Origin of the sequence: Paludisphaera mucosa (assembly GCF_029589435.1) — a bacterium.
GTDB lineage: Bacteria > Planctomycetota > Planctomycetia > Isosphaerales > Isosphaeraceae > Paludisphaera > Paludisphaera mucosa.
In genome coordinates, this window is the sequence record NZ_JARRAG010000001.1 from 2086870 (window position 1) to 2113363 (window position 26494).

General features: G+C 70.7%; 23 protein-coding genes. 14 read left to right on the top strand and 9 right to left on the bottom strand.

The annotated features are described in order from the left end of the window. Positions 1 to 200: 200 nt before the first annotated feature. The 4 genes from PZE19_RS08335 to PZE19_RS08350 are packed head-to-tail and all read right to left on the bottom strand — an operon-like array spanning position 201 to position 3737. Positions 201 to 1232 carry a bifunctional heptose 7-phosphate kinase/heptose 1-phosphate adenyltransferase gene (locus PZE19_RS08335; protein WP_277860123.1) on the bottom strand — a complete coding sequence of 344 codons (1032 nt, stop codon included), beginning with the start codon at positions 1230 to 1232 and terminating at the stop codon, positions 201 to 203. Further along, the gene (locus PZE19_RS08340; RefSeq protein ID WP_277860124.1) at positions 1229 to 2335 is read right to left on the bottom strand and encodes a GSU2086 family protein; all 1107 of its coding nucleotides are present in this window, start codon (positions 2333 to 2335) and stop codon (positions 1229 to 1231) included. The genes PZE19_RS08335 and PZE19_RS08340 overlap by 4 nt, the downstream gene beginning before the upstream one ends. Further along, complete coding sequence (locus PZE19_RS08345; RefSeq protein WP_277860125.1) at positions 2332 to 3171, bottom strand: HAD family hydrolase; 840 nt, start codon at positions 3169 to 3171, stop codon at positions 2332 to 2334. Before PZE19_RS08345 ends, PZE19_RS08340 begins: the two co-directional genes overlap by 4 nt. Further along, positions 3168 to 3737 carry a D-sedoheptulose-7-phosphate isomerase gene (locus PZE19_RS08350; protein WP_277860126.1) on the bottom strand — a complete coding sequence of 190 codons (570 nt, stop codon included), beginning with the start codon at positions 3735 to 3737 and terminating at the stop codon, positions 3168 to 3170. Before PZE19_RS08350 ends, PZE19_RS08345 begins: the two co-directional genes overlap by 4 nt. A 207-nt stretch (positions 3738 to 3944) precedes the next feature. Here PZE19_RS08350 and PZE19_RS08355 point away from each other — a divergent pair, with 207 nt between their 5' ends. Genes PZE19_RS08355 through PZE19_RS08365 form a run of 3 tightly spaced genes read left to right on the top strand, consistent with a single transcriptional unit; the run spans position 3945 to position 7567 of the window. After that, positions 3945 to 5021, top strand: a complete 1077-nt coding sequence (locus tag PZE19_RS08355) for a lysylphosphatidylglycerol synthase domain-containing protein (protein ID WP_277860127.1) — start codon at positions 3945 to 3947, stop codon at positions 5019 to 5021. Further along, a complete protein-coding gene (locus PZE19_RS08360) occupies positions 5018 to 6037 on the top strand; it encodes a glycosyltransferase family 2 protein (protein WP_277860128.1) in 1020 nt (339 codons plus the stop codon). The genes PZE19_RS08355 and PZE19_RS08360 overlap by 4 nt, the downstream gene beginning before the upstream one ends. A 6-nt stretch (positions 6038 to 6043) precedes the next feature. Beyond that, on the top strand, positions 6044 to 7567 hold the full coding sequence (locus tag PZE19_RS08365) for a hypothetical protein (RefSeq protein ID WP_277860129.1): 1524 nt from the start codon (positions 6044 to 6046) through the stop codon (positions 7565 to 7567). A gap of 16 nt (positions 7568 to 7583) precedes the next feature. Here the strand turns inward: PZE19_RS08365 and PZE19_RS08370 are convergent, their stop codons facing one another. Beyond that, positions 7584 to 9020 (bottom strand): ATP-binding protein, encoded by a 1437-nt coding sequence (locus tag PZE19_RS08370; protein WP_277860130.1) that lies wholly within the window; start codon positions 9018 to 9020, stop codon positions 7584 to 7586. Continuing rightward, on the bottom strand, positions 9017 to 9694 hold the full coding sequence (locus PZE19_RS08375; protein WP_277860131.1) for a response regulator transcription factor: 678 nt from the start codon (positions 9692 to 9694) through the stop codon (positions 9017 to 9019). The genes PZE19_RS08370 and PZE19_RS08375 overlap by 4 nt, the downstream gene beginning before the upstream one ends. 303 nt (positions 9695 to 9997) lie before the next feature. On the opposite strand from PZE19_RS08375, the gene PZE19_RS08380 reads away from it, so the two are divergent. Beyond that, positions 9998 to 11257: a hypothetical protein gene (locus PZE19_RS08380; protein ID WP_277860132.1), complete on the top strand. Its 1260-nt coding sequence runs from the start codon at positions 9998 to 10000 to the stop codon at positions 11255 to 11257. A gap of 359 nt (positions 11258 to 11616) precedes the next feature. Beyond that, positions 11617 to 12216 (top strand): Uma2 family endonuclease, encoded by a 600-nt coding sequence (locus PZE19_RS08385; RefSeq protein ID WP_277860133.1) that lies wholly within the window; start codon positions 11617 to 11619, stop codon positions 12214 to 12216. Positions 12217 to 12226: 10 nt separating this feature from the next. Here PZE19_RS08385 and PZE19_RS08390 read toward each other — a convergent pair whose 3' ends face one another. After that, positions 12227 to 13720, bottom strand: coding sequence for a DUF1501 domain-containing protein (locus PZE19_RS08390; protein ID WP_277860134.1), 1494 nt, complete (start codon positions 13718 to 13720; stop codon positions 12227 to 12229). A 252-nt stretch (positions 13721 to 13972) separates the two neighbouring features. On the opposite strand from PZE19_RS08390, the gene PZE19_RS08395 reads away from it, so the two are divergent. Beyond that, positions 13973 to 15343: a DUF1501 domain-containing protein gene (locus tag PZE19_RS08395; protein ID WP_277860135.1), complete on the top strand. Its 1371-nt coding sequence runs from the start codon at positions 13973 to 13975 to the stop codon at positions 15341 to 15343. Positions 15344 to 15351: 8 nt separating this feature from the next. Here the strand turns inward: PZE19_RS08395 and PZE19_RS08400 are convergent, their stop codons facing one another. Then, on the bottom strand, positions 15352 to 17046 hold the full coding sequence (locus PZE19_RS08400) for a putative porin (RefSeq protein ID WP_277860136.1): 1695 nt from the start codon (positions 17044 to 17046) through the stop codon (positions 15352 to 15354). Between the two features lie 304 nt (positions 17047 to 17350). Next, the gene (locus PZE19_RS08405; RefSeq protein WP_277860137.1) at positions 17351 to 20344 is read right to left on the bottom strand and encodes a DUF11 domain-containing protein; all 2994 of its coding nucleotides are present in this window, start codon (positions 20342 to 20344) and stop codon (positions 17351 to 17353) included. A 280-nt stretch (positions 20345 to 20624) separates the two neighbouring features. Here PZE19_RS08405 and PZE19_RS08410 point away from each other — a divergent pair, with 280 nt between their 5' ends. The 8 genes from PZE19_RS08410 (at position 20625) to yidD (ending at position 26490) form a co-directional block, all read left to right on the top strand. After that, the gene (locus PZE19_RS08410) at positions 20625 to 21746 is read left to right on the top strand and encodes a LolA family protein (RefSeq protein WP_277860138.1); all 1122 of its coding nucleotides are present in this window, start codon (positions 20625 to 20627) and stop codon (positions 21744 to 21746) included. Between the two features lie 129 nt (positions 21747 to 21875). Further along, positions 21876 to 23654, top strand: coding sequence for an NADPH-dependent assimilatory sulfite reductase hemoprotein subunit (locus tag PZE19_RS08415; protein ID WP_277860139.1), 1779 nt, complete (start codon positions 21876 to 21878; stop codon positions 23652 to 23654). A gap of 27 nt (positions 23655 to 23681) precedes the next feature. Next, positions 23682 to 24089, top strand: coding sequence for a cytidine deaminase (locus PZE19_RS08420; protein ID WP_277860140.1), 408 nt, complete (start codon positions 23682 to 23684; stop codon positions 24087 to 24089). A gap of 91 nt (positions 24090 to 24180) precedes the next feature. Then, positions 24181 to 25164, top strand: a complete 984-nt coding sequence (locus tag PZE19_RS08425) for a DnaJ C-terminal domain-containing protein (protein WP_277860141.1) — start codon at positions 24181 to 24183, stop codon at positions 25162 to 25164. Between the two features lie 55 nt (positions 25165 to 25219). Next, a complete protein-coding gene (locus PZE19_RS08430; RefSeq protein WP_277860142.1) occupies positions 25220 to 25537 on the top strand; it encodes a chaperone modulator CbpM in 318 nt (105 codons plus the stop codon). Positions 25538 to 25550: 13 nt separating this feature from the next. Beyond that, positions 25551 to 25844: a hypothetical protein gene (locus tag PZE19_RS08435; RefSeq protein WP_277860143.1), complete on the top strand. Its 294-nt coding sequence runs from the start codon at positions 25551 to 25553 to the stop codon at positions 25842 to 25844. Continuing rightward, on the top strand, positions 25841 to 26233 hold the full coding sequence (rnpA, locus tag PZE19_RS08440) for a ribonuclease P protein component (protein ID WP_277860144.1): 393 nt from the start codon (positions 25841 to 25843) through the stop codon (positions 26231 to 26233). The genes PZE19_RS08435 and rnpA overlap by 4 nt, the downstream gene beginning before the upstream one ends. Next, entirely contained in the window at positions 26230 to 26490 is a 261-nt protein-coding gene (gene yidD / locus PZE19_RS08445; protein ID WP_277860145.1) for a membrane protein insertion efficiency factor YidD, read from the top strand. Before rnpA ends, yidD begins: the two co-directional genes overlap by 4 nt. Positions 26491 to 26494: the final 4 nt, after the last annotated feature.

The following is a 26494-nucleotide window of genomic DNA, read 5'->3' on the forward strand; positions in this document are numbered from 1 at the left end:
GTCGTTGGAAGGCCTTCCCCCCTCGCGGGTGATGAGGGGGAGGATGAGCGAGGCCCCTTCGGAATTCAAAGGCAGATTGGAAGTTAGGGCGTCGGTATTCGTGCTCGTCTCCCCCTCGTCCGGCCCTTCGGGCCACCTTCCCCCGCGAGGGGGCAAGGACCTTATAGGGGGGGACAAACCGGCCCTAACCGAGCAGCCTCTCAGCGAGTCCAGGTCCGGTTCCGAAGGGCGGCGAGGTCTTCGGTGGTCGCGACGCCCGTGGTGCCGACCTGATGGACGACGATCGACGAGGCGAGCACGGCCAGCTCGACGGCCTCGCCCAGCGAGGCCCCCGCCGCCAGCGCCGCGGCCAGGTTGGCCGTGACCGAATCGCCCGCGCCGACGACGTCGATGGGCCCCCGTACGGGCAGGGCGTCCGAGTGGACGACCTCGCCGTCGGGGCCGGCCGCGACGATCCCGCGCTCGGCCATCGTGACGAAGACCGGCCGGCCCGAGCCCAGCGCCAGCTCGGCGGCCGCCCGTTTGGCCTCCTCGATCGTCGAGACGCTCGGGCGGTCGAGCAGAGTCGCCAGCTCGGCCGCGTTCATTTTGAGGGCCACGGCCGGCCAGTCGCGGAGTCCCCGGCGCGAGTCGGCCAGGAAGAGGAGCCGGGGGTACTCGTCGGTCAAGGCGTCGATCGCCTGCAGCAGCCCGCGCGTGACCACGCCGGTCTCGGCCGCGTCGACCTGCTCCAGGACGATCACCGCATGGCAACGCGCGGCGACCGCCCGCAGGCTGTCGATCAGGCGGAGTTCCAGGTGCCTCGGCGTCGGCGTCCAGTTCTTCGTGTCCAGCCGGTTCAGCTCGACGGGGACCTCGCCGGGGCGGACCACCAGCGGCTTGCAGTAGGTGAAGGTGCGGCGGTCGGGGGCCGTGAGCAGGTGCTCGGTGGAGACGCTGGGCGACGCTTCGAGCCCGCGTCGCAGCTCGTAGCCCTCGCCGTCGTCGCCCCGGAAGCCGACGACCTCGATCCGGCCCACGCCGAGCGCGACGAGGTTGTTGAGGACCGTCCCGGCCCCCCCCGGCTGGGCGCGGACGTTGGCGACGTTGTAGACCGGCAGGCCCGTCTCGATCGACGTCTCGGCGCGGGCCGGGTCGATCTCCAGGTAGCGATCGAGGCAGAAGTCGCCGACCACCGCGATCCGCAGGCCCTTGTACAGCGAGACGACGTCCTGGAAGCGTTCCGGGGTCATGAAGCGGCGACCTGGTGGTAGAGGTTGTGGATGAACGCGGCGTTGTCGCACTGGAGGTAGTGCATCTCGCCCCCCATCCGGGCGTAGCTCTTGCAGAACCGCAGGTAATACGCCGGGTTCGACTTGGGGGGCTCGCCGGTGGTCCAGTCCCAGCCGCCGCCGTCCTGGACGTCGACCACGTAGATCGCGTGGTCCTCGACGATCGGCCGGCCGTCCTGGAGGCGGAGGTTGTTGACGCAGCTCAGGCTCTTCTCGAAGACCTGCGGGCCCATGATCGCCGATCCGACCGAGAGCACGACGCCGTGGTCGAGGGTCTCGACCGAGCCGCCGAACAGCCGGAAGTCGTGCTCGGCCGCCCGGCCGATCGCCGCGCCGTTGAAGATCGGATGGTTGGCGATGATGTCGTAGCCGATGCCGGGGTGGACGGTCATCGGGATCTTGTGCTGGAACGCCTGCGCCAGGATCGACGCGTGCTTCCACTCGTGCTCGACGATGATCCGGCCGGTCGGCAGATTGTTGGCCAGGATCGCCCGCAGGGCGTCGGCGCGGGGGGGGGCCAGGGGGTGGGCGGGCTCGTCGCGGAGGCTCTGCTCCAGCTCGGCGGCCGTCGGCAGGTCGACGCCGTCCTCGGCGATGAACCGGCCCAGGCCCGCGCCGTAACCCTCGCCGCGGAGGCCGGCGGCCAATAGCGCCAGGTGGATGTTGCGGCCGGTCTCGTCCCACGAGCCGAACGCCCCCAGCGGGACGTTCTCGCGGACGCTCTCGGTGGAACGGCCGATCCAGGCGTACTCCCAGTCGTGGATCGTGCCCGCGCCGTTGGTCGCCAGGTGGGTGACCCATTCCTTGGCCATCATGCGGCCGAGGATCGACGCGGCCCCGTTGCGCAGCAGGTGCGCGCCGTAGATCAGCATCACCCCCCCACCCATCTCGCGGGCCCGGCGGATGCGGCGGGCGCATTCGGCGACCCGCAAGGCGACCGGCCCCGGCAGGGGCTTGGGCTCGGCGTCGGGGTCGATCAGGACTTCCTCGACGGTCGTCAGGCTGCGGCGCTCTTCGAGGGGGTAGACGCGGAGCCGGGACAGGTCGAGCGGTCGGGTGTTCATGATCCCAGGATCAGCTCCAGAAGGGGCTTGGAATCGCGATAGTCGGGGATGACGACGTCGGCGCCGACGCCGGTGAGGCGGTCGCGCTTCCAGGCGTCCATCCGGCCCGATCCGTTGGCCGCCTCGTCGCTGGCCACGGCCACGGCCAGGCCGCCGACCTCCTTGGTGTTCTCGATCTCGACGTAGCCGTCGCCGAACGACATCAGCTCCGCGCCGTGGATGTCGTTCTCGCGGAGGATCCGCTCGATCACCATCTTCTTCGAGAACGACTTGTAGTCGTCCTGGGCCCCGTAGATGTGGGTCCCGAAGTAGCGGGAGACGTCGAGCAGCTCGGCCTCGCGCCGCACGAACGGCTCGTCGGTGCCGCTGGCGAGATAGAGCGAAAGGCCGCGGCGCGTCAGGTCTTCCAGCAGGGCCCGCGAGCCGTGGACGAGCAGGTCGTCGGGCTTGATCGTGCCGTCCTTCAGGCCGTGCAGCCGGGCCATGATCCGGTCGTCGAGGCGGCGGAGGTACTCGTGCTTGTACCAGAGCGGCTCGCGGGGCTCGCCCCCGCGCTCGCGGACGCGGTCGGCGAGCTGGATCATCTGGTAGATGGTCTGCTTGCCGTTGAGCCGCATGATGTCTTCGAAGGCCAGCCGGCGGCGGTCCTCCTCCGACTCGCCGTCGAGGGCCGGCAGGACCTCGACGAACATGGGGACCATGACGTCGGGCCAGCCCTGGCGGACCAGCGAGAGCGTGCCGTCGAAGTCGAAGACGACGCGGCTGATCCCGGGGCGGGGGGCGAACGACGGCAGCAGGATGACCTCGCCTTCGAAGGTCGGGCTCGCGGGCGTCACGCGGTCTCCTTTTCGATTTCCATGAACGCGTAGCAGATCAGGTGGTAGAGCGTCATCTGAACGTCCTCGACGCGGCCGTAGTGGGTGTCGGCCACGACGATCGTCTGCTCGGCGAGCGCGGCGCACCCGCCTTTCTTGGCGCCCACGAACGCGATCGTCCGCATGTCCCTGTCGCGGGCCCATTCCATCGCCTTGACCAGGTTCGGCGAGTTGCCGCTGACGCTGCTGGCGATCAGAACGTCGCCGGGCCGGGCGTGATTCTCCAGGGGGCGGACGAAGACGTCCTCGAAGCAATAATCGTTGCCGATGGCCGTGAGCCAGGCGACGTTGTCGGCCAGGGTGATGATCCGGAACCGGCGGCCGAGGGCGTCGCTGGCCCCCTTCCCCAGGTCGGTCGCGAAGTGCGACGCGCTGGCGGCGTTGCCGCCGTTGCCGATCACGAAGATCTGGCGATCCTCCTCCCAGGCCCGCCGCACCGTCGCGACGACGCGCTCGACGGCGTCGAGCGGGATCGAATCCAGGGCGCGGTGCTGGGCCTCGATGTAACGCGCCAGCCAGGACTGCATCGGGGGCCTCGCTTCCTCTCTCGTGGGGAGACGTCATCGAATCCCCCACGATCATAGAGCGCGACCGGGGCGCGGGCGATGGGGGTCCCCGGCGAATCCCCGGCCGGCGTCCCGCACTTGCCCGGTTCGGGGGGGGCCGGTACCTTGATAGCCGACCGCGACGCCGCGAGTGCGGCCCGCGCCCTCCCCCCGCCCCGAGTGCCAGCCGTGAAACCTCCCCCCTCGAGCCCGGTCGGATGGCGCAAGCCGGCGACCCGCGCGCTCAAGGCGGCGGTGGCCGTCCTCGTCTTCTGGGGGGTCGGCCGGCACGTCCTGCGCACCTGGGACGACCTGGGGCGGAGCGGGGCGACGCTGCAGCTCCATCCCGGATGGCTCGCCGCCTCGGGCCTGGCCTACCTGGTCGGCCTGGGATTCTGCGGGGCCTTCTACCGCGACGTCCTGGGGGCGAGCCCTACCCCGCTCTCGCGGTTCGCCGCCCAGCGGGCCTACCTGGTCAGCCACCTGGGCAAGTACGTCCCCGGCAAGGCCGTGGTGGTCGTGATGCGCGCCGCGCTCTCGACCCCCTACGGCGTCCGGGCGTCGACCTCGGCCCTGGCCACGTTCTACGAGACGCTCGTCATGATGGCCTCGGGGGCGGCGATCGCCGCGGTCGTCTTCGCGGCGGGGGGCGATTCCCCGGTGATCAGGCTCGACCGCCCGCTCCTGGGCGTCCGCGAGGTCCGCGCCTTCGTCCTCTTCGCCCTGATCGCCGCGGGGCTGACGGCGGCCTTCCTGACGGTCGTCGCGCCGCCCGTCTTCCGCAAGTGCGCGGGGACGTTCCTGCTCAAGGTCCCGGGCGTCGGGGCCGACGCGCTGCCGACCCTGAGCTGGGGCCTGCTGGGGCTGGGGCTCGCCCGGACCGGGGTCGCGTGGGTCTTCCTGGGCTTGAGCCAGGTCGCCGCGGCCCGGGGGCTGGCCGGGGCCGGGATGGGGACGACGGCGTTCGACCCGGCGACGATCCCGGTCGTGGTGGCCAGCGTGGCCCTGGCGACGGTCGCCGGCTTCGTCGTGGCCGTCGCGCCCGGCGGGCTCGGCGTGCGCGAGAGCGTCTTGATGTACGCCCTGGGGCCGGCGTTCGGCCCGGGGCTCGCCGTGGCCGCCGCCCTGGTCCTCCGGCTCGTGTGGGTCGCCGCGGAAGTCCTCGCGGCGCTCGTCCTCGTCCCCCTGGGGAGGTCGTCCGGCCCGGAGCGGATCCGGGCGGCCGAGGAACTCCAGGAGGCGGTCCCGATATCGGAAGCCCCATGATCAGCGTCGTCGTCCCGGTCTGCAACGAGGAAGCCAGCCTGATCGCCCTGCACCGCGAGCTGGACGCGGCCTTCGCGCGGCTGGGCGGCGAGGCCGAGTTCATCTTCATCGACGACGGCAGCCGCGATGGCTCGTGGCGGGTCGTCGAGGAACTCGCCCGCCTCGACCCCCGCGTGCGCGGGATCCGCTTCCGGCGCAACTTCGGCAAGGCCTCGGCCCTGACGGCCGGCTTCCAGGCCGCGGTCGGCGAGCGGGTCTTCACGCTCGACGCCGACCTGCAGGACGACCCCGCGGAGATCCCCCGGTTCCTGGAGCGGCTCGACTCCGGGCTCGACGTGGTGAGCGGCTGGAAGCGGACCCGGCACGACCCCTGGCACAAGGTCTATCCCAGCCGCGTCTTCAACGCGATGGTCAGCCGCCTGACCGGCTGCCGCCTGCACGACCACAACTGCGGCTTCAAGGCCTACCGGGCCGAGGTCCTCCGCGAGGTCGGCATCTACGGCGAGCTGCACCGCTTCGTCCCGGCCCTGGCCTTCGCCAAGGGGTTCCGCGTCGGCGAGCTGGAGGTCCACCATAGGCCTCGCGAGCACGGCCAGTCGAAGTACGGCTTCACCCGCTTCCTGAAGGGGTTCCTCGACCTGCTGACGGTCGTCTTCCTCACCCGGTTCCGCCAGCGCCCGCTGCACATCTTCGGCGGCTCGGGGCTGGTGCTCTCGTCCCTGGGCGTCCTGGGGATGCTGTACATGGCCGGCCTGTGGGTGCTCAACCGCCTCTGGGTCGTCGACGCAGGCCGGCCCGAGCCCCACCCGATCGGCACGCGGCCCCTGCTCTCGTACTCGATCGCCCTGCTGGTCGTGGGCGTGCAGCTCTTCTGCCTGGGGATCGTCGCCGAGCTGATGACCTCCTACAGCCTGCGCGCGTCCGACACTTACAGCATCGCCGAGACCCTCCGCCCCCGCGTCTCCGATCGATCGGATCGCGACGTCGCGACCGCCTCCTCGCAACCGGAAGTCTGAGGAACCATGAGCACCGCCGAAGCCCACGAGCCCCCGGTCGACGTTTCGGCCCCGCGCAGCGAGCCCCGCCGCCTGATCGGCACGCTCTTGATCGCGACCGCCACGGCCCTGGCCCTCGGCGCCCTGCTCCGTCAGCCGACCATGATGGGCGCCAACGACATCTCGCGCTGGTGCACCATCTGGAGCCTGCTGGAGCGGGGCACGTACGTCATCGACGACTGCCCCTGGCATCCCGAGACCCAGGACAAGGTCCAGATCCCCGCCAATCCGCCCCAGGACGGCCCCGACGGCCAGCCCCTGAAGCACTACTACTCCAGCAAGCCGGCCCTGCTGCCGACCCTGATCGCCGGCCTGCTCTACCCGGCCCGGACGCTCGTGGGCGTCCCGCTCGACCGGGTCGTGCTCCAGCCTCGCGAGGCCCGCTGGTCGCAGGTCCCCGACCCGGACCACCCCGGGAAGGTGAAGGGGGTCCTGACCACGCCCGACCAGCCCGTGAAGTGGCCGTCGTACGTCTACTATTTCAAGCCGATCCTGATCCTCCTGAACATCATCCCGTTCTGCGGCTTCCTCGTCCTCTTCGCCCGCATCCTCGACCGCTGCGCCCGGACCGACTGGGCCTGGACGTACAGCCTGTTCGCCGCGGCCTTCGGGACGTACCTGCTCCCCTACACCCAGACGCTCAACAACCACACCGTCGCGGCCTTCACGGCGTTCTTCGCCCTCGACCAGTTCCTGCGGATCTGGGACGACGGCGCCGACGAGGGATGGCGGTTCGCGCTGGTGGGCCTGCTCGCCGGCTTCACGGCCACCAACGAGCTGCCCGCCGCCGCGTTCCTGGGGTTGCTCGGCCTGGCACTCGCGGCGCGGTACCCGGCGCGGACGATCGCCTGGTTCGTCCCCTTCGCGGCCCTGCCGCTGCTGGCCCTGGCCACCTCGCAGTACGCGGCCTTCGGGAAGTTCAAGCTGGCCTACGAGGAGTTCGGGACCGACGCCTACGAGTTCGAGGGGAGCCTCTGGAAGACCCCCCTGGAGCTGGACGCCCTGAATCTCCCCTGGACCAAGCCCGAGGAGGCGGCCCGCCGCGGGATCGTCGGCGAGTCGTACGCCAAGTACCTCTTGCACATGACGCTCGGCCACCACGGCTTCTGGTCGCTCTCGCCGATCTTCCTGGTGGCCGCGATCGGGCTGGTGAGCTTACTGCGCACCCGGGGTCGGCTGTCGGCCGTCGCCTGGCTGACGCTCGGGCTGACCGTGATTTTGCTGGCCTTCTACACCTGGAATCCCAAGGCCCGCAACTACGGCGGCTCGGCGCAGGGGCTGCGCTGGCTCTTCTGGCTGATCCCGTTCTGGCTGCTGATGCTCCCCGCCGCCCTGGACGCGATCGCCGACCGGCCCTGGCTGCGACGGCTGGCCGTGCTGGCCCTGTTCGTCTCGGTCATGTCGGTCGGCTATGCGATGCGCGGGCCCTGGAGCAACCCCTGGATCCAGGACATGATCGAGCACCTGGGGCTCTATACGCTGCCCCGCTGAGGTCGGTCGCCGCCGCTCAGGCCTGCAGGGCGGCGGCCGTCGCGGCCTCGTCGCGGCGGCCGGGCTCGACGGCCCGGGCGGGGAACGTGCAGATCACGCGGGTGCCGACGCCCGGCTCGCTCTTCAACTCGATCGCGCCGTGGTGCGACTTGGCGACCGCCTGGCAGATCGAGAGGCCGAGCCCCGTCGCGCTCGACTTGCGGGGCCGGGCCGAGTCGATGCGGTAGAACCGCTTGAAGATGTGGGGGATGTGCTCGGCCGCGATGCCGATGCCGGTGTCCTCGACGACGAGCGTGGCCCGGTCCTGCCGGAACTCCAGGCCGACGCGGATCTCGCCGTCCGCCGGCGTGTATTTCACCGCGTTGTCGATCAGGTTCAGGAGCAGGCGGCGGAGTTGATCGCTGTCTCCGTAAACGACGCAGGCGGCGATCGGCTCCTTCAGGACCAGGCGCTGGCCGGCCTCGGCCGCGACGGCCCGCATGTGCTCGGTCACGTCCTGGACCAGGACGTCCAGCCGCAGGTCCTCGAACGAGGGCTTGACGAGCGCGTCCTCGCGGCAGAGGTACAGCAGGTTCGTGGTCAGCCGGGTGAGGTGCTCGATCTCTTCGAGCATGCTCTCCAGGGTCCGGCGGTATTCGGCCGGCTCGCGGTCGGTCATCAGCGTGACCTCGGCCTCGCTGCGGAGGGCGGCGAGCGGCGAGCGCAGCTCGTGGGCGGCGTCGGCGGTGAACCGCTGGATCTCGCCGAACGAACGCTCCAGCCGCGCGATCATGCCGTTGAGGGTGCGGGCCAGCCGACCCAGCTCGTCGTCGGGGTTCGGCGTCGCCAGCCGGCGGTCGAGCCGCGTGGCCGTGATCTGCTGGGCCTCGGCCGCCAGCTTCTCGACCGGCGAGAGGGCCTTCCAGGCCAGCAGGTAGCCGCAGCCCAGCGCCGCGAGCAGCAGGATCGGGCCCGTCGACAGGAAGACGTCGCGCAGCTGCCCCAGGTGCCGCTCGTTCATCTCGGTGTCGAGCGCGACCTGCACCAGCAGCGAGGCGTAGGGCGTGTCGATCGACTTGCTGAGCATCCGGCAGTGGCCCAGGCCGGGGACGCTGACGTCCTCGTGCACGTACTCGCCGTGGTCGTCCGGCGCGACGGCGGGCATCGGCAGGCCCGACTCCGCGATCCGCTCGGAGCGCAGCCAGGCGCGGTCGCCGTCCTCGGTGACCTGCATCTCGAACACGGGGTGGATCGCGAACTGCCAGGCCAGCCGCTCGCGGAGGACGTCGGCGTTCTCCGCCCGGCCGATCTGGTCCTCGATGACGGCGAGCTGGCCGTCGAGGTTGCTGTCGGTCCGGTACTGGATCACGCGGATCATCAGCAGGTCGACCGTGGCCGCGAAGATCGTCAGCACGGCCGCGAGCACGGCCCCGTACCAGAGGGTCAGCCTCCAGCGGATGGTCATCCGGCTCATGCCACGTCCTTCAGGACGTAGCCCACCCCCCGCACGGTGTGGATCAGCGGGGGGCGGTCGGGCTTCTCGATCTTCTTGCGAAGCAGCGTGATGTAGACGTCGATCGTGTTGGTGAGGGTGCCCGTCGCCTCTTTCCAGACGTCGCGGGCGATCATCTCCCGGGTGACCGGGGTGTTCTTGTGGCGGAGCAGGAACTCCAGCAGCTCGAACTCGCGACGGGTCAGGTCGATCTCGACGCCGCCCCGCACGACCGAGCGGGCCACAAGGTTCATCTCCAGGTCGTCGGCCTGGAAGCACAGCTCGCGGCTCAGGACGTCCCGGCGCAGCAGGGCGCGGACGCGGGCGAGCAGCTCCACGAAGGCGAACGGCTTCACCAGGTAGTCGTCGGCCCCCGAATCCAGCCCCTCGACCCGCGCCTCGACCTCGTCGCGGGCCGTCAGGATGAGGACCGGCTTCGAGAACCCGTCGGAACGGAGCCCGCGCAGGACCTCCATCCCGTCGCGCTTGGGGAGCATCAGGTCGAGGATCACGGCGTCGACCAGCGTCGTGCTCGCCTGTTCGTAGGCGTCGCGGCCGTCGGACGACGTGACGACCTCGTACCCCTCCTCGCGCAAGCCTCGCTCCAGGCTCTGGAGGAGCTTCGGCTGGTCTTCGACGACAAGGAGACGCGGCATGACCTCACCTCGAAGATTCCCGGGGAATCCCATGGACCCGGCCGGGCTTCCACCTCGAACTCGTTCCGACTCGCACTCGCCGACGAACGCCGCCGCCTCTCCAGCCTACCCCGTGGAGCCGCGACGGTCACAGGGCGGAAGAGATTGAAAATACCTAATCCGGGCCGGGTATTCCAGTCGCACGGGCCGCCCGTGAGGATTTGGTCGAGTTTCCGGGCTCGGAGGACGATAACGACGACGAGGGATGCGCCGTGCGCGTCGCCCGGTTCCACGTCCCTCTTCGGCGGGGGTCCGTTCCATCTCATGGCCGTCCGACGTCGGATCGATCGCCCTCGGGCCCGCGTCCTCCTCATGACGATCGTGGCGTCGGCCCTCGCGGCCGGGCCGGGTTGCCTGGGGCCGAGCGCCCTGCGCTCGACGCGCATGAAGTACAACGAGGCGATCCGGACCACCAACGACGAGCAGCTTTTGATGAACATCGTGAGGCTGCGCTACGCGGACTCGCCCGTCTTCATCGACCTGCCGAGCATCACCAGCCAGTTCGAGATGGCCGGCCGGGCGCAGTTCCTGGGAGGCCGGGGCAACCAGTTCCCGGGCTACGCCAACCTGGGGACCGGCGAGCTGACGGCCCGCGACAGCCCCACGCTCAGCTACCGCCCCCGCGAGGGCAAGGACGTCGCCCGGATCCTGCTCACGCCGCTCTCCGCCGAGCTGTTCAGCGTCGTCAACGCCGGGGCCAACTTCGAACAGCTCATGCTCACGACGATCGACGACATCAACGACGTCCCCAACGCGCCTCAGGCCGCCGTGATGGTCCCTAAAGTACCCGACAACAACGACGAGTATCTCCGCGGGATCCGCCTGCTCGCCGACCTCTTCGACCGAGGGGGCATCGAGCTGAAGGTCGGCAGCCAGGAGGACGACGCCAACGCCTCCGACCCGATCACCTCCGAAACCCTGGGGGGCGACGACCTGCTCAACGCCGCCAAGGAAGGCTACGTCTTCCGCCACAAGGGCCAGGGCCAGTACGCCCTGCTGAAACGCGACAAGGGGTTGGTCCTGAAATTCCGACCGGGCTTCGCCGGCGCGCCCGAGGCGCGGGAATTCGAGCGACTCTTGCGGCTGCGCCCCGGCCTGGACGGCTATCGGATCAAGTCGGACCTGACGGAGAACGCGCTCGAGGCCCCCAAGCCCCTCGACGAGGGGGGCGACACGATCTACCTCCACATGCGCTCGATCCTCCAGATCATGATCTTCCTCTCCAAGGGCGTCTGCGTCCCCCAGGAGCACGTCGTCCGGAACGTCGTCCCCAACACGCCGGGGCCCGACGGCCGCCCCTACGACTGGACGCAGGTCGTCGCCGGGAACTTCTTCGTGCACTCCTCCAAGCACCGCCCCCGCGAGGCCGAGATCGCCGTCCACTACCGCGACTACTGGTTCTTCGTCCCCAAGAACGACGTCAACAGCCGATCGATCCTGGCCATCCTCGAGATCCTCGTCTCGCTCGAAGACTCCGAGGCCCGCACCACCGGCCCGCTGCTGACCATCCCCGTAGGCGGCTGAGATTTCGGGTTCGTGCGTCGAGCGAAGCCAACGATAGTTCGCGCTCAAGTCTCTGACAAATATCGACTTACATCATTGTCGATCGGCTTCGGTCGTCGTTTTTCGTCGCTTTTTCTCGTGTCCCCGCATCGCGTCCTTCGAGCCAGGACGAATCCCAATGCGGCCGAAGGCGAAATCGACCTGAGAAGAAGGTACTATCAACATGATGGTCCACGTCGGGGGTCGGCGTATCGCTCTCGGCGAATCCGGCCCCGGACTTGGAGCATGCCTGAAGCACGCCATCCCGACGACTGGATGGTGACGGGGCGGGACGTCCCCGTCGACTTCACGTTCCCCCTCTCGAGAAGGGAGGTCCTGCCATGGCGACGGTCGGCCGATCTCGATGCCTCCCGGTTCCGGCCGCGGAAGACATCTACCGCATCCCTGTCGAACTCTATGAACGCCTGGTCGAACTCGCCGAGCTGGATGAGGATGATCGGATCGAATTGTTGAACGGGATGCTCGTCAGGAAGATGACCAAGAACCCTCCTCATCAGGTTTGCTGCGAACTCTGCCGCGATGAAATCGCGAGAATCCTGCCCGCGGGATTCACGGTGCGCAGCGAGGGGCCCGTTCGCATACCCGACTACAGCGAGCCCGAGCCGGACCTGGCCGTCGTCCGCGGACGGACGCGCGACTATGTCGACCGGCACCCCGAGCCGGCGGACGTCGCCTTGCTCGTCGAGGTCGCCGACTCCAGCCTCGCGCGCGACCGCGGCGAGAAGCGGGACATCTACGCCCGGGCGGGTATTCCCATTTACTGGGTCGTGGACCTGACGGCGCGATGCGTCGAGGTCTACACAGGGCCGCGGGATGGAGCCTACGCCTCGACCCTCGTGATCGCGGAAGACGCCGCGATCGACGTCGTCGTCGAAGGCGAGCCCTGGGGCAGGCTGGTCGTCGCCGCGATCCTCCCTTGATCGCGGATCGTCAGGCCAGCACCTCGGAGATGACCTCGGCGTCGGCGACCAGCGGCAGGGGGCGGCCCAGGCGGTCGCGGATCATGGCGGCGGGGTCGATGCCCAGCAGGTGGTACATCGTGGCGAGCACGTCCTTGGGCGAGACCCGGCGCTCGACGGGGTCGCCGCCGATCTTGTCCGACTTGCCGAGCACGCGCCCCCGGCCGATGCCGCCGCCGGCCATGACCACCGAATAGCAGCGCGACCAGTGGTCGCGGCCCCCGCCGGGTACGTTGCCGATCTGCGGGGTCCGGCCGTGTTCGCTCAGGAGCACGACCAGGGTCTCGTCGAGCGTCCCCCGGCGGTCGAGGTCCAGGATCAGGCCGGAGAGGGTCCGGTCCAGGCCGGGCAGGAGTTCGTCCTTCATGCGCGGGAAGTGGTCCCAGTGGGTGTCCCAGCCGGTCCCCGCCAGGCCGTACTCGTCCCAGAAGACCGAGACGAAACGGCCGCCGGCCTCGACGAGTCGACGGGCCGTGAGCGTCGCCTGGCCGAACAGGGTCATGCCGTAGAGGGCCCGGGTGTCCCACGTCTCCAGGTCGAGGTCGAAGGCCTGGCGGAACGTCGGCGACTGGAGCAGGCGATACGCCGTCTCGCGATGGCGGTCGATCGCCGGACCGGCGGAGAGGCCGCGATGGGCGTCTTCGAGCTGCTGGAGCAACGTGCGGCGGCGGTCGAGCTGGTCGAGGGTGACGGTGCCCGACGGGCCGTTCACGCCGCTGATCTGGAACCGGCTGTCGGGCGTGATCCCGCGATAGGGTTCGAGGTCGTCCCAGGCGAGCGCCGCCAGGGTCTTGCTCGCCTTTTTCGTCCCCTGGCCGAGGAACTCGGTGCAGATCGGGTCGTAGGCCTGCCCGAGGAACCCGCCGTACGGCCCGGCGCGGGCGACCTCGCCGATGCGCTGGCTGCTGAAGGCGAACGGGAGCTGCAGGTTCCGCGGCACCTCGGGCCGATCCGCCGCCCCCCCGCCTCGGCCGGCGTCCATGTAGTCGACGACCGAGCCGATGAAGGGCCAGTGGGCCGGGTCGCGCGGGCTCAGCTCCATGGCGAGCGGGATCGCCGGGTTGCCGGTCGTCGCGTAGGCCACGCCGTGGACGGGGAAGGGATGCGAGACCGAGCGGATGACCGTGATCTTGTCCATGATCGCGGCCAGGTTCGGCAGCCCTTCGCAGAAGTTCACGCCGGGGACGCTGGTCGGGATCGCCCCGAACTCGCCGCGGATCTGCGAGGGGGCGTCGGGCTTGGGGTCGAACGTCTCGATCTGGCTGTGCGACCCGTAGAGGAAGAGCATGATGCACGACTTCGCCCGGCCGAAGCCCGGAAGCCCCGCGGTCGACGACGCTTCGGGCGCGGCCCCGACCCGGCCGCCGAGCCCCGCGCCGAGCACGCCGAGCGATCCCACCTGCAGCAGGTCGCGCCGGGTCAGGCCGTCGCACAACCGTTTGGGACCGCCCAGGACTCGGATCATGGACCACCTCGCCTCAGGGGAAGGGCGGCGTCTTCGCGCGGAGCCCCGTCGATCGGACACCGTCGCAGGATAACCACCTTCCAAGAATTATTCAACAAAGCGACCGCCTGTATCGTCGGACGTAACCCGGGGCCGCCTGCACCCTTGGCAGGGTCGCCATCAATTGTTAAACTTCGGCTCGCGTCCCGGGCCGGAGTCGGGTTCATTCGCACGACGCGATCGAGGTTCCTTCCCTAGATGAGGACGGCGACGATGGGCCAGCGGAAGTCTCCGAGATCGGTCGGCTCGCGGATCTCGCGGCGGAGCTTCGTGCAGGCGGGCTCGGGGCTGCTCGGCCTATCGCTGCCCGGTCTTCTGGCGGCGCGGCAGGCCTCGGCGGCGACGACCGGCCGGGCGAAGTCGGTCATCGTGATCCTGCTCAGCGGCGGCCTGGGCCAGCACGACTCGTTCGACATGAAGCCCGAGGCGACCGAGGGCATCCGCGGCGAGTTCCGGCCGATCCAGACGGCCGTGCCCGGCGTCCACTTCTGCGAGCACCTGCCGCGGCTCGCGGCGCGGGCGCAGGACCTGGCGGTCGTGCGGTCGATGTCGCACCCCGAGGGGAACCACCTGGTCGCGGTCCACCACGTGCTGACCGGCCGGCCCTCGTTCCCGCGCGGGGCGAGCGACCTGGACCGCGTGGCCTCGCGCGACGATTTCCCGTGCTACGCGGCCGTGGTCGACCACCTGCGGACCCGGCAGGAGGGCATCCCCAACGGCGTCGCCCTGCCGCTCAAGCTGATCGAGGGCCCGCTGACCTGGCCGGGCCAGGACGCGGGCTTCCTGGGGCCGCGTCACGACCCCTGGCAGCTCCGCCTCGATCCCAACAAGCCCGAGGCCCGCGACGACAGCCTGACGCTCCCCGAGGGCCTCGACGCCGAGCGGCTCCATCGCCGCCGCCACCTGATGACCCAGTCCACGGCCCCGGTCGCGAGCGACGCCTTCCTCGACCAGCAGGACGCCGCGCTCGCCATGCTCTGCAACAGCAGGGTGGGCCGGGCCCTCGACCCGGACCAGGAGGATCCCCGGCTGGTCGACCGCTACGGCCGCCACGTCTTCGGCCGCTCGCTGCTCATCGCCCGCCGGCTCGTCGAGATCGGCGTGCCGGTCGTCCAGGCGACGATGGGGATCGTCCAGACCTGGGACACGCACGTCGGCAACTTCCCCCGCCTGAAGGACGACCTCCTGCCCGCCCTCGACCGCGCGGTGTCGACCCTGCTCGACGACCTCAAGGCCCGGGGCCTGCTGGACGAGACGCTCGTCATCATGCTGGGCGAGTTCGGCCGCACGCCGCGGATCTCGCAGCTCACCCCCGGCGCGGTGCCGGGCCGCGACCACTGGCCGGCGGTCTTCCCGGCGGTCTTCGCCGGCGGCGGCGTGGTGGGCGGCCAGGTGATCGGCAAGTCGGACAAGCTGGGCGCGTACCCGGTCACCAAGACCTTCGGCCCCCCGGACCTCGCCGCCACCGTCTACCGGGCCCTCGGCATCGACCCGGCCACCGAGATCCGCGACCGCCTCAACCGCCCCCTCCGCCTCTGCACGGGCGAGGCCATCGACCCGCTCTACACGACGGCCGAGGTCTGAGACGAGCCTCAGAAGTCCGTCTGCCACTGGACCTGGAAGAGCGTGCCGGTCTCGCCGGCGCGGTAGCCGGTGATGAAGTTCTGGGCCGGCGAGCCCTGGACCCGCAGGACCTCGAACGTCGTCCGCCAGGTCCGCGCGCCGCGAGGGTACCAGTTCACGCCGCCGCCGTATTCGACGCCGCCGCCGAACCGGCCCGTCACGAACGACGAGCGGGCGAACGCCTCGAGCTTGTGCGGCTTGAGGAAATATCCCCCCTGCAGCAGGGCCCCGGTGTCGAAGAGCGAGTTGTAGGGCGAGCGCCCGCCGATGGTCTGGAAGCCGTCCAGCCAGCGGAAGAAGTACTCGCCCGAGATCCCGAAGCCGCGGTGCTTCATGGCCGCGTCGATCGTCCAAAGCTGCAGGTTGGTCGATTGCAGCTCCACCCCCGGGGCGAGGACATCGGGCCGGAAGAGGGGCGTGCCGTCGGAGAGGCGGATCAGCGTGTCCTCGGGGTTCCGGACCGCCGCCAGCGAGAATCCCTGGTTCGACTCGTGGGCGATGTTGACGTTGGTCCCGAACCGGAAGCTGCGCTCCTGGTGGAACTCGACGTCCGAGACCCCCACGCCGTAATCGTCGGTCGGCTCCCACCAGACCGTCCCGCCGAAGGCCAGCGACGATCCCACGCGCGTCGCCACGCCCTGCGTGAACCGGCTCAGCGAATTCGCCACCATCGCCACGTAGTTCAGGCCGTCGATCGGCTCGCCCTGGGCCCAGATCCCCGGGCTGATGTTGGGCCGGAAGAAGGTCGTGGCCATCAGCCGGTCGGCCCCCAGGGTGTGACGGAACGACTCGTACCACTCGCGCGTGCCCGGGATGAGCCAGTTGCCGACGCGGAGGTCGAAGGCGCGGTTGAAGCGGTAGTTGATCCAACCCAGGTACACGGTGTCGTTGATCGGCGTGGACGAGAACACGATCGCCGTGAACTGGAGCCTGGGATCGATGCCGAACCCCGAGAAGACCACGAAGTTGCGCGAGACCTCGAACGAATTGAAGCTGCGGATCGGCTCGCGCACGCCCTCGGCGTCGACCCAGGAGTCGCGGCTCTTGGCGAAGTTCTGGAAGCGGGCCTGGGTGATGAGGTCGAATCGCAGCTCGAAAGGGACGCGCTGGGCGTCGTTGGGCCGGACCAGCACGTAGGCGCCCAGCGCCTCGTCGTAGTCGCCCACCTTGAACCGGGAGGGGCCCGACGAGTCGTCGAAGGCAGACCCGACGCCGCGGGGCGGGTCGGCGTCGGACTCGCCGCCGACCCCGGCGTCGGCGTCCAGCTCCGTGCCGGGCGACCGCGGACCGGCGCCGGCCCCGGGCGCGGATGACGAGGGGACGGGAGGGGTTGGGAGCGGCTCCGCGTCGGTCGACGATTCGGCCGCGGCCGGCTTCGCCTCTCCCCCGTCCAGGCGGCGGTTCAGCTCGTCGACGCGCTGCGTGAGCGACTGGTTCTGGTCGGCCAGCGCGGCGTTGCGACGCTCCAGCTCTTCAAGCCGTCGGGCGAGCCGGTCGACCGTCGCCGCGACCTGGTCGCCCGCAGGCGCCTGGGCCTCGACCGGGGCCGGGGCGGCCAGGAGGGCGAGGCCCAGGAGTCCGCCGGCGATCGATGCGACCGACCGTGGGGGCGGCTTCCCAGCCCCTCCAGGCGGTTTCGTGCGTCGGCGCGACGGGCGAGTCATCCGGCTTCCTCGACGGCGGGGCGTCGTCCCGGGCCGACCTCGTCGTCGTATCCCGCCTTCGGACCCGGCTCCGCGCTAGGCGACCCGGCGGCTTCCGAAGGACGCTCCCGCCCGCTTTATCGGTCGAATCGCCGCGACTCGTCCAGCGAAAGCGGGATTCGGCTCAAGATTCTCCGAGTCCTCGGCCGATGGCGGCGGTGCTCGGCGTGGGCGGATCGCGAACGAAGAAGGCCGGATGAAAGGGCGAGAGCACCTTGATGCGTCTCACCCTCGCCCGGCCCTCAGGAGGCTGCGATCGTCCGCCTCAGCGGACGACGGCCTGGAACGAGACGTAGCCGGAGGCTCCGGGGGGGATGGTCTCCCGGAGGTCCCACTTCAGCTCGGTGGAGCCGGCCTGGTTCTCGCCGGCGGTGAACTCCGAGCCCTTCGGGCCCTTGGCGGAGCCGGGGACGTATTCGAGCCTCGGCAGCAGGCTGTCGACGATGCTGACGGAACGGATCGGCGTGTTGCCCATGTTGCGGTAGGCGATGGCGTAGGTGACGACGTCGCCGGGCTCGGCCTCGGAGACGTCGACCCGCTTGACGACGGCCAGGCCGGGGCGGTTCGGCGGCGTCTCCACGCCCGTCATCTCCAGCGTGGGCTGGCTGCGGATCGCCTCGGCCGTCCCCTGGACGAGGTCGGCGACGATCGGCGACTCGGCCGTCTTGATCCCCGACAGCTTGATCTTGTCGCGGGCGACGACCGGCGCCTGGCGGAGCCGCTCGGTCCCGGCGGCCTGGGCCTGCGAGCCGATCTTGGCCTGCTGGACGTTGCCGTAGCCCATCGCCCCGCGGACCTCCGAGCCCACGCCGGGGTAGACCTTGCCGAGCGCGGCCTGGACCCTGCGGCGGTCGCGGGCCAGCTCGGGCGCCTGGTTCTGCACCAGGCGGCGGGAGTCGTCGACCTTCGCGGCCTGGACCGGCTTCTGCGTCAGGGTGTTCAGGTTGAGCCCGTGGATCTCGACGTTCTCGATGGTCCCGGTGCTCACGCGGACCTCGGCGAAGCGGGGGGCGTAGATGCAGACGCGGTTGGTGGGGAGGACCTTGGGGTCGGCGTAGTTCTCGATCCCCACGTCGAAGCGGACGACGGCGTCGCGGGGGTCGACGCCCCGCAGCATGCCGCCGGCCCCGACGCCCGCCTTGGCGCCGCGGTCGCCGCCGTCGCAGAGGTACTCGTCGCGGGGGAGCGTGGGCCGGGCCCCGGGGACGAGCGGCGGGCAGGCCGGGCCGCTGGGGAGCGTGCACGGGTCGCCGCCGCACGAGAAGGCGCAGCGCCCGCCCGTGGGGGCGGCGATGCGGTCGAGCACGACGTCGCCGGTCGCGCCCGCCTGGATCTCGTCGAGGGTCGGCCGCCGGCCGCCGATGCGGACGATCGCGACCACCCGCCCCAGCGCCGCGGCCACGCGGACCGGATCCTCGGACGGGTTGATCTGGACGACCGCGATCTTGTCCTTGCCGAGCTTGAGCGGCAGCGCCTGGTCGGGGTCTTCCAGGTAGACGACCTTCGTGATCATCCGGCCGTGGTCGACGACGTCCCAGAGCTCCTCGTCGCTGAAGACGACGCGGATGGGGTACTTGCCCGGGTCGATCTCGGCGGGCCGGTGCATGTGGCCCACGACCTCGACGACCGGGAACAGCTCGGCGTCGGGGCGGTTGGGGATGTTGGCGAGGCGGAGCCGGTAGCCCACGCCGCGCTGGAGGCCGGTCGTCAGGATGCCGCCGCCGTCGCCGACGCTCGCGGCGGTCGGCTGCGGGGCCAGGACCTCGACCGTCAATTTCTCGGGGCCCTGGAAGCGGACGGTCTGGATGTTGGGATCGGGCAGCGGGCTGACGGGCGGGCCGTGGCCTTCGGGCGTGACGATCCCGGGCGTCGGGGCCGCCGGCGCGTCGGCCGGGGCGGGCGCGAGGGACTGCGCCGGGGTCGGCTCAGGGACGTCCCCGGCCGGCGCGGGCGCCGGGGCCGGCGACGGCGCGACGTCCTGGGCGAGCGCGTCGGACCCCCGCGAGGCCGGCGCGAGGCCCAGGGCGACGGCGACGATCCCACCTCTGATCCACCGACGGTCGAGTGGTTTTGCGTGTCGGCTCATCGACCAAGATCCTTGCTCGTGGGAAAAGGGAAGGGACGCCCGACGCGGCCGGCCGGTCGGCGAAGGCCCCGCCGGGAGGCGTCGCTGGGACGCTCCCGCCGGGGCCTTCGGGTTCGGGCCGTGGCAGCCGTCGATCCTGGGATCAGGGCTGCGGGGCGGCCGCGGGCGGCTCGGGGGTCGGGGCGGGCGCGGCGGCCTCGGGGGCCGGGGGACCTCGGCGGCCGGCGCGGGGGGCCTCGGGGCCGGGATCGACGGGGCCGGGGCCGGCGGCGTGATGCCGGGGGCCGGGGCGGCGTCGACCGGGACGGCCTCGGAGGCCGGGGGGGCGGTCACGCCGGCGGGCAGGGCGCCCGGGGGCAGCTCGGTGACCGGCGGGACGATCCCGGCGGACGGGGCGAGCACCGGGGCCGGGTTGACCACGCCGCCCTCGATCGGGGCCCCGACGACCGGGCCCGAAGGCAGGCCGCCGACCGCGCCCGAGTTGTTCTCCAGGTCGATGGCGCCGAGGCGGACGATCAGCAGGATCGTGCCCCGCTTGTCGGCCTCGATGATCGGGTCGACGCCCGGCTCCAGGCGCGTCGAGACCAGGGTCTCCACGCCCGAGACGGCCACTTCCTGATACTTGGGATCGGGCAGGTAGATGACCTTGGTGACGAAGTTGCCGCCGTCGACGACCTGGTCGAAATCCTCGGCCGTGAACTGGACCGGGATCGCGTTGTGCGCCAGGTAGGCGTCGGTGGCCGGCGTGGTCGGGGCGATCTCGACCGTGGGATAGAGGGCCACGTTGGGCCGGCCCGGGATGGCCGACAGCTTCAACCGGTAGATGTAGCCCTGGTTGAAGTTGTAGCGGCCGGGGACGACCAGCGGGACGCCGCCGTAGGACCGCTCGCCGGTCGGGCCGGTGCCGGTCTGCCAGCTGATGTTCATCTTGTCCGGGTCGAGGAAGTAGACCTGGCTCTTCGTGTTCACGAAGCGGCGGCCCTGCGCGGCGCCCCCGGCCCCGGGTCCGCCCATGGTGGCGGCGCTGTATTGCGGGCCGCCCGGGGGCGGCGTGTGCGAGCTGGCCACGACGTGGGGGCGCAGCCACTTCTTCAGGCCGACGCCGGCGTCGCCGTAGCCGAATCCGTCGCCGGTGGCGGCCGCCGCCAGCAGCAGCATACCGATGGTTTGCATGGAAATCCTCTCCAACTCCCACGACCGAAGACGGCCGGCCCGGGGCCGATCGCTTCCGATCTGCCGATCGGGGAGAATGTGTGTCGTCCTGACATCCTGTGCGACCGACTCGGCCCGGTCGAGCCGTCGTGCCTGGCGACTCGCCCGCGACCCCAACCTCCGCCAGGGCCCGCCTCCCGGCTGGGCCTGCGGACCGTCCGCCGGACTTGCGTCTCCAGACGCCCAGGGATATGATCGGGCATCCTTCCCGTACCCTTGAGAAATTGCGTACACCCCGACTATGCGCACTAACCGGTTCGCCCGCCAAATCACGCTCGCCGCGGCCCTCGTCGGGGCCTGGATCGCCCCGCCGGCGCACGCCCAGGCGCCGGGCGCTCCGCCCCAACCCCAGCCCGGGCAAGCTCCTGCGGCGACCGCCCCGGGCGCGCCGGGGGCCGCCCCGGCCGAGAAGCCCGAGGAGCCCCCCACCGAGGCCGAGATCCTGATCGACGTGGCGATCAAAAAAATCGCCGCCGTCAAGGCCGTTTCGGCGGACCTGGTGCAAGACGTCAAGATGCTGGGGCAGAAGTTCCAGATCAAGGGCCGCTACATCAAGGCCACGGGCGCTCGCGTCTACCTGCGGCTCGACGTCGCCGGACTCCCCGGGTCGACCGGCACCCTGCTGCAGGTCAGCAACGGCGACGTGCTGTGGGACTACCAGAAGATCCTCGACTCCCAGTCGTATCGCAAGCTCAGCGTCAAGCCGATCCTCGAACGCCTCGAGACGCCCGACATCGACAAGACCCTCCGCGAGCAGATCCTCGCCAGCCTCGGCTTCACCGGGCCCGAGGCGCTCCTCGCCGGCGTCCGCAAGGCCGTCCGGTTCGATCAGAAAGAGGAAGGCGACCTCGAAGGCAAGGCCGTCTACATCCTCAAGGGCGGCTGGCGCGACCGAGCCGGCCTGGTCACGCCCGACCAGCGCCCCGTCCCCGCCGCCGGCGCCCTCCCGCCGTACATCCCCAGCTTCGCGACGCTCACCATCGACAAGGAGACCGGCTGGCCGTACCGGCTCGAACTCCGGGGCCGCAACGCCACCTCCCTGATCGACACCCGCCAGGTCGGCTTCGACGGCCGACGGATCGGCGCCAAGAGCAGCATCGAGAGGCAGGATCCCAGCGAGCTGATCCTCGTCTACTCCAACGTCCAGGTCGACCCCGCCGTCAACGACGCCGACTTCGCCTTCCAGGCCCCGCCCAACGCGAACGTCGAGGACAACACCGAGATCATCCTCCAGTCGCTGAACAAGGCCATCGAATTCCAGGCCCAGCAGAAGCGCATCGAGGCCGCCAACGCCGCCGGCTCCGTCCTGCAGCAGCCCATCGACGTCCCCACGCCCCCCCCCGCCGCCGACATCCCCAAGTAATTCGGCGTCGACCCGACGATCGCAGGCCCGGCGGCCGCGTCGTCGGCTTCTTCATCTCCCTGGCGAATACACGACCATGTTCGCTAGGATAGTCGAGATTCCGTCGAGGCTTCGCGAAGAGGTGCGATCATGACAGAGGCGAACGGGGGTCCGGCCACGCCCAAGCTGAGCAAGAACGAGGGTTTGAAGGCGGCGAGCGGCTATCTCAAGCAGATGGTGGCCGACGAGCTGCTGAACGACGAGCCGACCTTCTCGGACGACGCCGGGCAGATCCTCAAGTTCCACGGCGCGTACATGCAGGACGACCGCGACTTGCGGACGAAGCTCAAGAAAGAGAAGAAGGACAAGGCCTACATGGTCATGGTCCGGATCCGGATGGTCGGCGGCCGGATGACCGCCGAGCAGTACGGGGTCTGCGACGAACTGTCCCGGGTGGTCGGCAACGGCACGCTCCGGATCACGACCCGCCAGGAGTTCCAGTTCCACGGCATCCTGAAGCAGGACCTGGCCGTGGTGATCCGCCACCTCAACGAGAACCTGCTGTCGACGCTCGCGGCCTGCGGCGACGTCGAGCGCAACGTCCTGGCCTGCCCCGCGCCGATCAAGGATAAGAAGCACGAGCAGTTGAACCACGACGCCCTGGCCTGGGCGTCGCACGTCGCCCCCCGCGCCAGCACCTACTGGGACGTCTGGCTCGACGGCGAGAAGATCGAGACCCTCCCCCCCGCCGGCCCCCCGCTCGTCAAGCAGGCCGGCGAGGACGCGGTCGAGCCGATCCTGGGCAAGACGTACCTGCCGCGCAAGTTCAAGACGGCCTTCGCCTTCCCGGAAGACAACTGCACCGACATCCTCGCCAACGACCTGGGGTTCCTGGCGGTCGTCGAGGGCGACTCGATCGTCGGCTATAACGTGCTGGTCGGCGGCGGCCTGGGGACCACCCCGAGCGCCGAGAAGACCTTCCCCGCGCTCGCGCTGCCGATGGGTTTCGCCGCCCGCGACGAGATCCTGGCCGTCGGCGAGGCGGTCGTCCGGGTCTTCCGCGACTTCGGCAACCGCTCCGACCGCAAGCGGGCCCGGATCAAGTACCTGATCGCCGACTGGGGCATGCCCGCCTTCCGGGCCAAGGTCGAGGAGTACCTCGGCCGCAAGCTCGTCGACCCGAAGGACGTCCACGTCACCGACGTCGACGACCACATGGGCTGGCGCGAGCAGGGCGACGGCAAGCTCTACCTGGGCATCCCGGTTCAGAACGGCCGGATCAAGGACGACGGCCCGCTGCGGCTGGCCAGCGGCCTGAAGGCGTTCTTCGAGAAATACCAGACGCCCGGCCGGCTGACCTGCCAGCAGAAGATGCTGCTCATGGACCTGGAGCCGGCCTGGCGCGACGAGATCAACGCCTGGCTCGAAGAGTACGGCATCGCCAGCGTCGAGAAGGTCTCGACCGTCCGCCGCTGGTCGATGGCCTGCCCCGCCCTGCCCACCTGCGGCCTCGCCGTGACCGACGCCGAGCGGGCCCTCCCCTCGGTGATCGACATGCTCGAAGCCGAGCTGCTCCGCCAGGGGCTCGAAAACGAGCGGCTGACCGTCCGCATGACCGGCTGCCCCAACGGCTGCGCCCGGCCCTACAACGCCGACGTCGGCCTGGTCGGGCGGTCGGCGAAGATCGGCCCCGACGGCCTCCCCGGCCCCGGGACCTACACGGTCTTCCTCGGCGGCCGGACGATCGGCGACCGGATCAACGTCGAGTTCAAGGACTACGTCCCGCACGACCAGATCGCCTTCGAGCTGGCCCCGATCTTCGCCCGCTTCAAGGCCGAACGCCTGGACGGCGAGACCTTCGGCGACTTCTGCCATCGCGCCGGCGTCTCCGAGCCGGCCCCGGCGGAGGTCGGCGCGTCGACGGAGTAACCTGGAATCCGCGAGGGAGGACCGCCGATGCTCTCCGACGAGGACCGCGTCCGGCTGCTCTCGGCCGCGAAGGCGGCGGCGGCCCACGCTTATTGCCCGTACAGCAAGTTCCGCGTCGGCGCGGCCGTTCTGGGCGGCGACGGCGCGGTCTTCTCCGGCTGCAACGTCGAGAATGCGTCGTACGGCCTGACGATCTGCGCCGAGCGGAACGCCGTCTTCCAGCTCGCGGCGGCCGGCGGGACGCCCTCGGTCCGGGCGGTCCTGATCTACACCCCCACGCCGACGCCCACCGCCCCCTGCGGCGCCTGCCGCCAGGTGCTCAACGAGTTCGGGCCGACGTGCGTCGTGGTCTCGGCCTGCGACGGCCCCGACGCGATCGAGACGACCCTGGACCAGCTCCTCCCGGGGGCGTTCGGCCCCCAGAACCTGGCCTGACCCACCGTCGAGCCGGCTCGCTTGGAATCGCCGGCGGGGCGGACTAGAATGATACGGGTCGATCCCCTGGGCCTAAAGGTCGTAAAGCGTTATGCCTGATCGTGATTACTACGAGGTCCTCGGGGTGGCGCGCGACGCCACCGCCGACGCCGTCAAGAAAGCCTACCGCAAGCTGGCGCGGCAGTATCATCCCGACGTCAACCCGGGCGACAAGGGCGCGGAGAAGAGCTTCAAGGAAGTCCAGCAGGCTTACGACATCCTGTCCGATCAGGAAAAGCGGGCCCTGTACGACCGCTACGGCGCGGCCGGCTTCGAGGGCATGGGGTCCGCCGGCCCTCGTACGAGCGCCTCGGAGTGGACCGCCCGATTCGGCCAGCCGGGCCAGGAGACCGTGGACTTCAGCGACTTCTTCGGCTCGTTCGCCCAGGGCGGCGGCGGGCACGGGGGCGAAGAAGGGGGCTCGGGCCTGTTCGAGGACCTGATCGGCCGGATGCGCGGCGGCGGCGGGCGGGCGGCCGGCAAGCCCCGCGCCGGCCGCGACGTCGAGGCCCACCTGTCGATCCCCTTCCTCACGGCCGTCCGCGGCGGCCAGACCTCCATCGACGTCCAGCGCGGCGACGGCAAGCGCGAGAGCCTGGTCGTCAAGGTCCCGCCCGGCGTCGACGACGGCTCCAAGCTCCGCCTCAAGGGCCAGGGCGAGCCCGGCCCCAAGGGCGCGCCGGCCGGCGACATGACCATCATCCTGACCGTCGAGCCCCACCCGTACTTCAAGCGCGAGGACCGCAACCTGCTGGTCGAGGTCCCCCTGACGGTGGCCGAGGCCGTCCTGGGCGCGAGGATCGAGGTCCCGTCGCTCGACGGCATGAAGTCGTTGACGATCCCAGCCGGGACCTCCAGCGGCCAGAAGCTGCGGCTCAAGGGCCAGGGCGTGCCCGGCTCGGGCGGGAAGCCCGACGGCGACCTGTTCGTCGTCGTCCGGATCGTCGCCCCCAAGAACATCGACGACGAGAGCAAGCGCCTCATCCAGGAATTCGCCGAACTCAACAAGCAGGACCCGCGGGCGGGGCTCTGGTGAAGTTCGTCCCCCATCGGGAGTGAGCGGTCCCCTCGCCCTCTAATCCGAGCCGGCCATGAACGAACGGATCATCCCCCGAGAAAGCGTCGCCCGGCACCTCTCGATCTCCCCCCAGGTCCTCGTCCGCTACGAGCGGCTGGGCCTGGTCCGGTGCATCCAGGAGGGGGACGTCGAGGGCTACGAGCCCGCCCAGGTGCGGCGGATCTGGTCGATCATGACCTATCAGCGCGACCTGGGGGTCAACCTGGCGGGGGTCGAGGTGATCCTCCGGCTCCGCGACCGGATGTCGCACCTGCATCACCATCTCTCGGACCTGGCGGCCGAGCTGCAAAGCCTTGTCGACGCGCCCGACTCCCCCGACAGGCCCTCATGAACGGCACTCGACCATGCGCCAAGACCCGCCGCCCGACGCCCCGGGGCCGAAGACCCGGCTGGGGCGAATCCTCCGCGAACATCCCGAGGCGCGCGGCCGTCTGAGTCGCGCCGTGGCCGGCCTGTTGACGGCCCTCCTCGCCACGCTCGCGGCCGTCTGCGCCCTGTTGATCTGGCACCTGAGGCGCCGCGCCGACATCATCCGCAGCCGCCTGGGGATGGCCCGCGTCGCCCCCCTGCTCGACCCCTCCCAGCTGCGACCCGAAACCACGCCCAAGCCCGAGACGGAGAAGGATCGACCCGCGTGACGACCCCGGACCTGACCTTCCGCCCCCACGAGCGCATCAAGGCCCCCGCCGATTTCCGGCGGGCCTTCGACCGCAAGCGATCGGTCTCCGACGCCGTGCTGATCGTCTACGGCGCCGAGAACGGCCTCGAACACCCCCGGCTGGGCGTGTCGGTGTCGCGGAAGCGGGTGCGCAAGGCCTCGGCGCGGAACCGGATCAAGCGGCTGATCCGCGAGGCCTTCCGGCTGACCAAGGCCGACCTGCCGCCGGGCGTCGACCTGATCGTCCTGCCGCGCGCGCCCCTGGCGAGCTTCGAGGCCGTCCGCGACTCGCTCTCCGTCCTCGCCCGCGACGCCGCCCGCCGCCTGCGCGCGCCGGCCCGCCCCCGCGATCCGAAGCCCGCGCCGTGACCGGGGCCGCCGGCCTCGCCGGTCGCGTGCTCGCCTTCCCCGGCCGGCTGGCCGTCGGGTTGATCGTCGCCTGCATCCGCGTCTACCAGGTCACGATCAGCCCGCTGTTCGGCAACGCCTGCCGCTTCCACCCGAGCTGCAGCCGGTACATGATCGAATCCTTGCGCAAATACGGCCTGGTGGTGGGCGTGGCCAGGGGTGTGCGGCGCGTCCTGCGCTGCCACCCCTGGCACCCCGGCGGCTACGACCCGCCTTGACCCG

Bases quoted from the DNA above. Each gene is read 5' to 3' on its own strand.
- PZE19_RS08335 (WP_277860123.1), bottom strand. From the start codon at position 1,232: ATGACCCCGGAACGCTTCCAGGACGTCGTCTCGCTGTACAAGGGCCTG.
- PZE19_RS08340 (WP_277860124.1), bottom strand. From the start codon at position 2,335: ATGAACACCCGACCGCTCGACCTGTCCCGGCTCCGCGTCTACCCCCTC.
- PZE19_RS08350 (WP_277860126.1), bottom strand. From the start codon at position 3,737: ATGCAGTCCTGGCTGGCGCGTTACATCGAGGCCCAGCACCGCGCCCTG.
- PZE19_RS08360 (WP_277860128.1), top strand. From the start codon at position 5,018: ATGATCAGCGTCGTCGTCCCGGTCTGCAACGAGGAAGCCAGCCTGATC.
- PZE19_RS08365 (WP_277860129.1), top strand. From the start codon at position 6,044: ATGAGCACCGCCGAAGCCCACGAGCCCCCGGTCGACGTTTCGGCCCCG.
- PZE19_RS08370 (WP_277860130.1), bottom strand. From the start codon at position 9,020: ATGAGCCGGATGACCATCCGCTGGAGGCTGACCCTCTGGTACGGGGCC.
- PZE19_RS08375 (WP_277860131.1), bottom strand. From the start codon at position 9,694: ATGCCGCGTCTCCTTGTCGTCGAAGACCAGCCGAAGCTCCTCCAGAGC.
- PZE19_RS08380 (WP_277860132.1), top strand. From the start codon at position 9,998: ATGGCCGTCCGACGTCGGATCGATCGCCCTCGGGCCCGCGTCCTCCTC.
- PZE19_RS08385 (WP_277860133.1), top strand. From the start codon at position 11,617: ATGGCGACGGTCGGCCGATCTCGATGCCTCCCGGTTCCGGCCGCGGAA.
- PZE19_RS08390 (WP_277860134.1), bottom strand. From the start codon at position 13,720: ATGATCCGAGTCCTGGGCGGTCCCAAACGGTTGTGCGACGGCCTGACC.
- PZE19_RS08395 (WP_277860135.1), top strand. From the start codon at position 13,973: ATGGGCCAGCGGAAGTCTCCGAGATCGGTCGGCTCGCGGATCTCGCGG.
- PZE19_RS08400 (WP_277860136.1), bottom strand. From the start codon at position 17,046: ATGACTCGCCCGTCGCGCCGACGCACGAAACCGCCTGGAGGGGCTGGG.
- PZE19_RS08405 (WP_277860137.1), bottom strand. From the start codon at position 20,344: ATGCAAACCATCGGTATGCTGCTGCTGGCGGCGGCCGCCACCGGCGAC.
- PZE19_RS08410 (WP_277860138.1), top strand. From the start codon at position 20,625: ATGCGCACTAACCGGTTCGCCCGCCAAATCACGCTCGCCGCGGCCCTC.
- PZE19_RS08415 (WP_277860139.1), top strand. From the start codon at position 21,876: ATGACAGAGGCGAACGGGGGTCCGGCCACGCCCAAGCTGAGCAAGAAC.
- PZE19_RS08420 (WP_277860140.1), top strand. From the start codon at position 23,682: ATGCTCTCCGACGAGGACCGCGTCCGGCTGCTCTCGGCCGCGAAGGCG.
- PZE19_RS08425 (WP_277860141.1), top strand. From the start codon at position 24,181: ATGCCTGATCGTGATTACTACGAGGTCCTCGGGGTGGCGCGCGACGCC.
- PZE19_RS08430 (WP_277860142.1), top strand. From the start codon at position 25,220: ATGAACGAACGGATCATCCCCCGAGAAAGCGTCGCCCGGCACCTCTCG.
- PZE19_RS08435 (WP_277860143.1), top strand. From the start codon at position 25,551: ATGCGCCAAGACCCGCCGCCCGACGCCCCGGGGCCGAAGACCCGGCTG.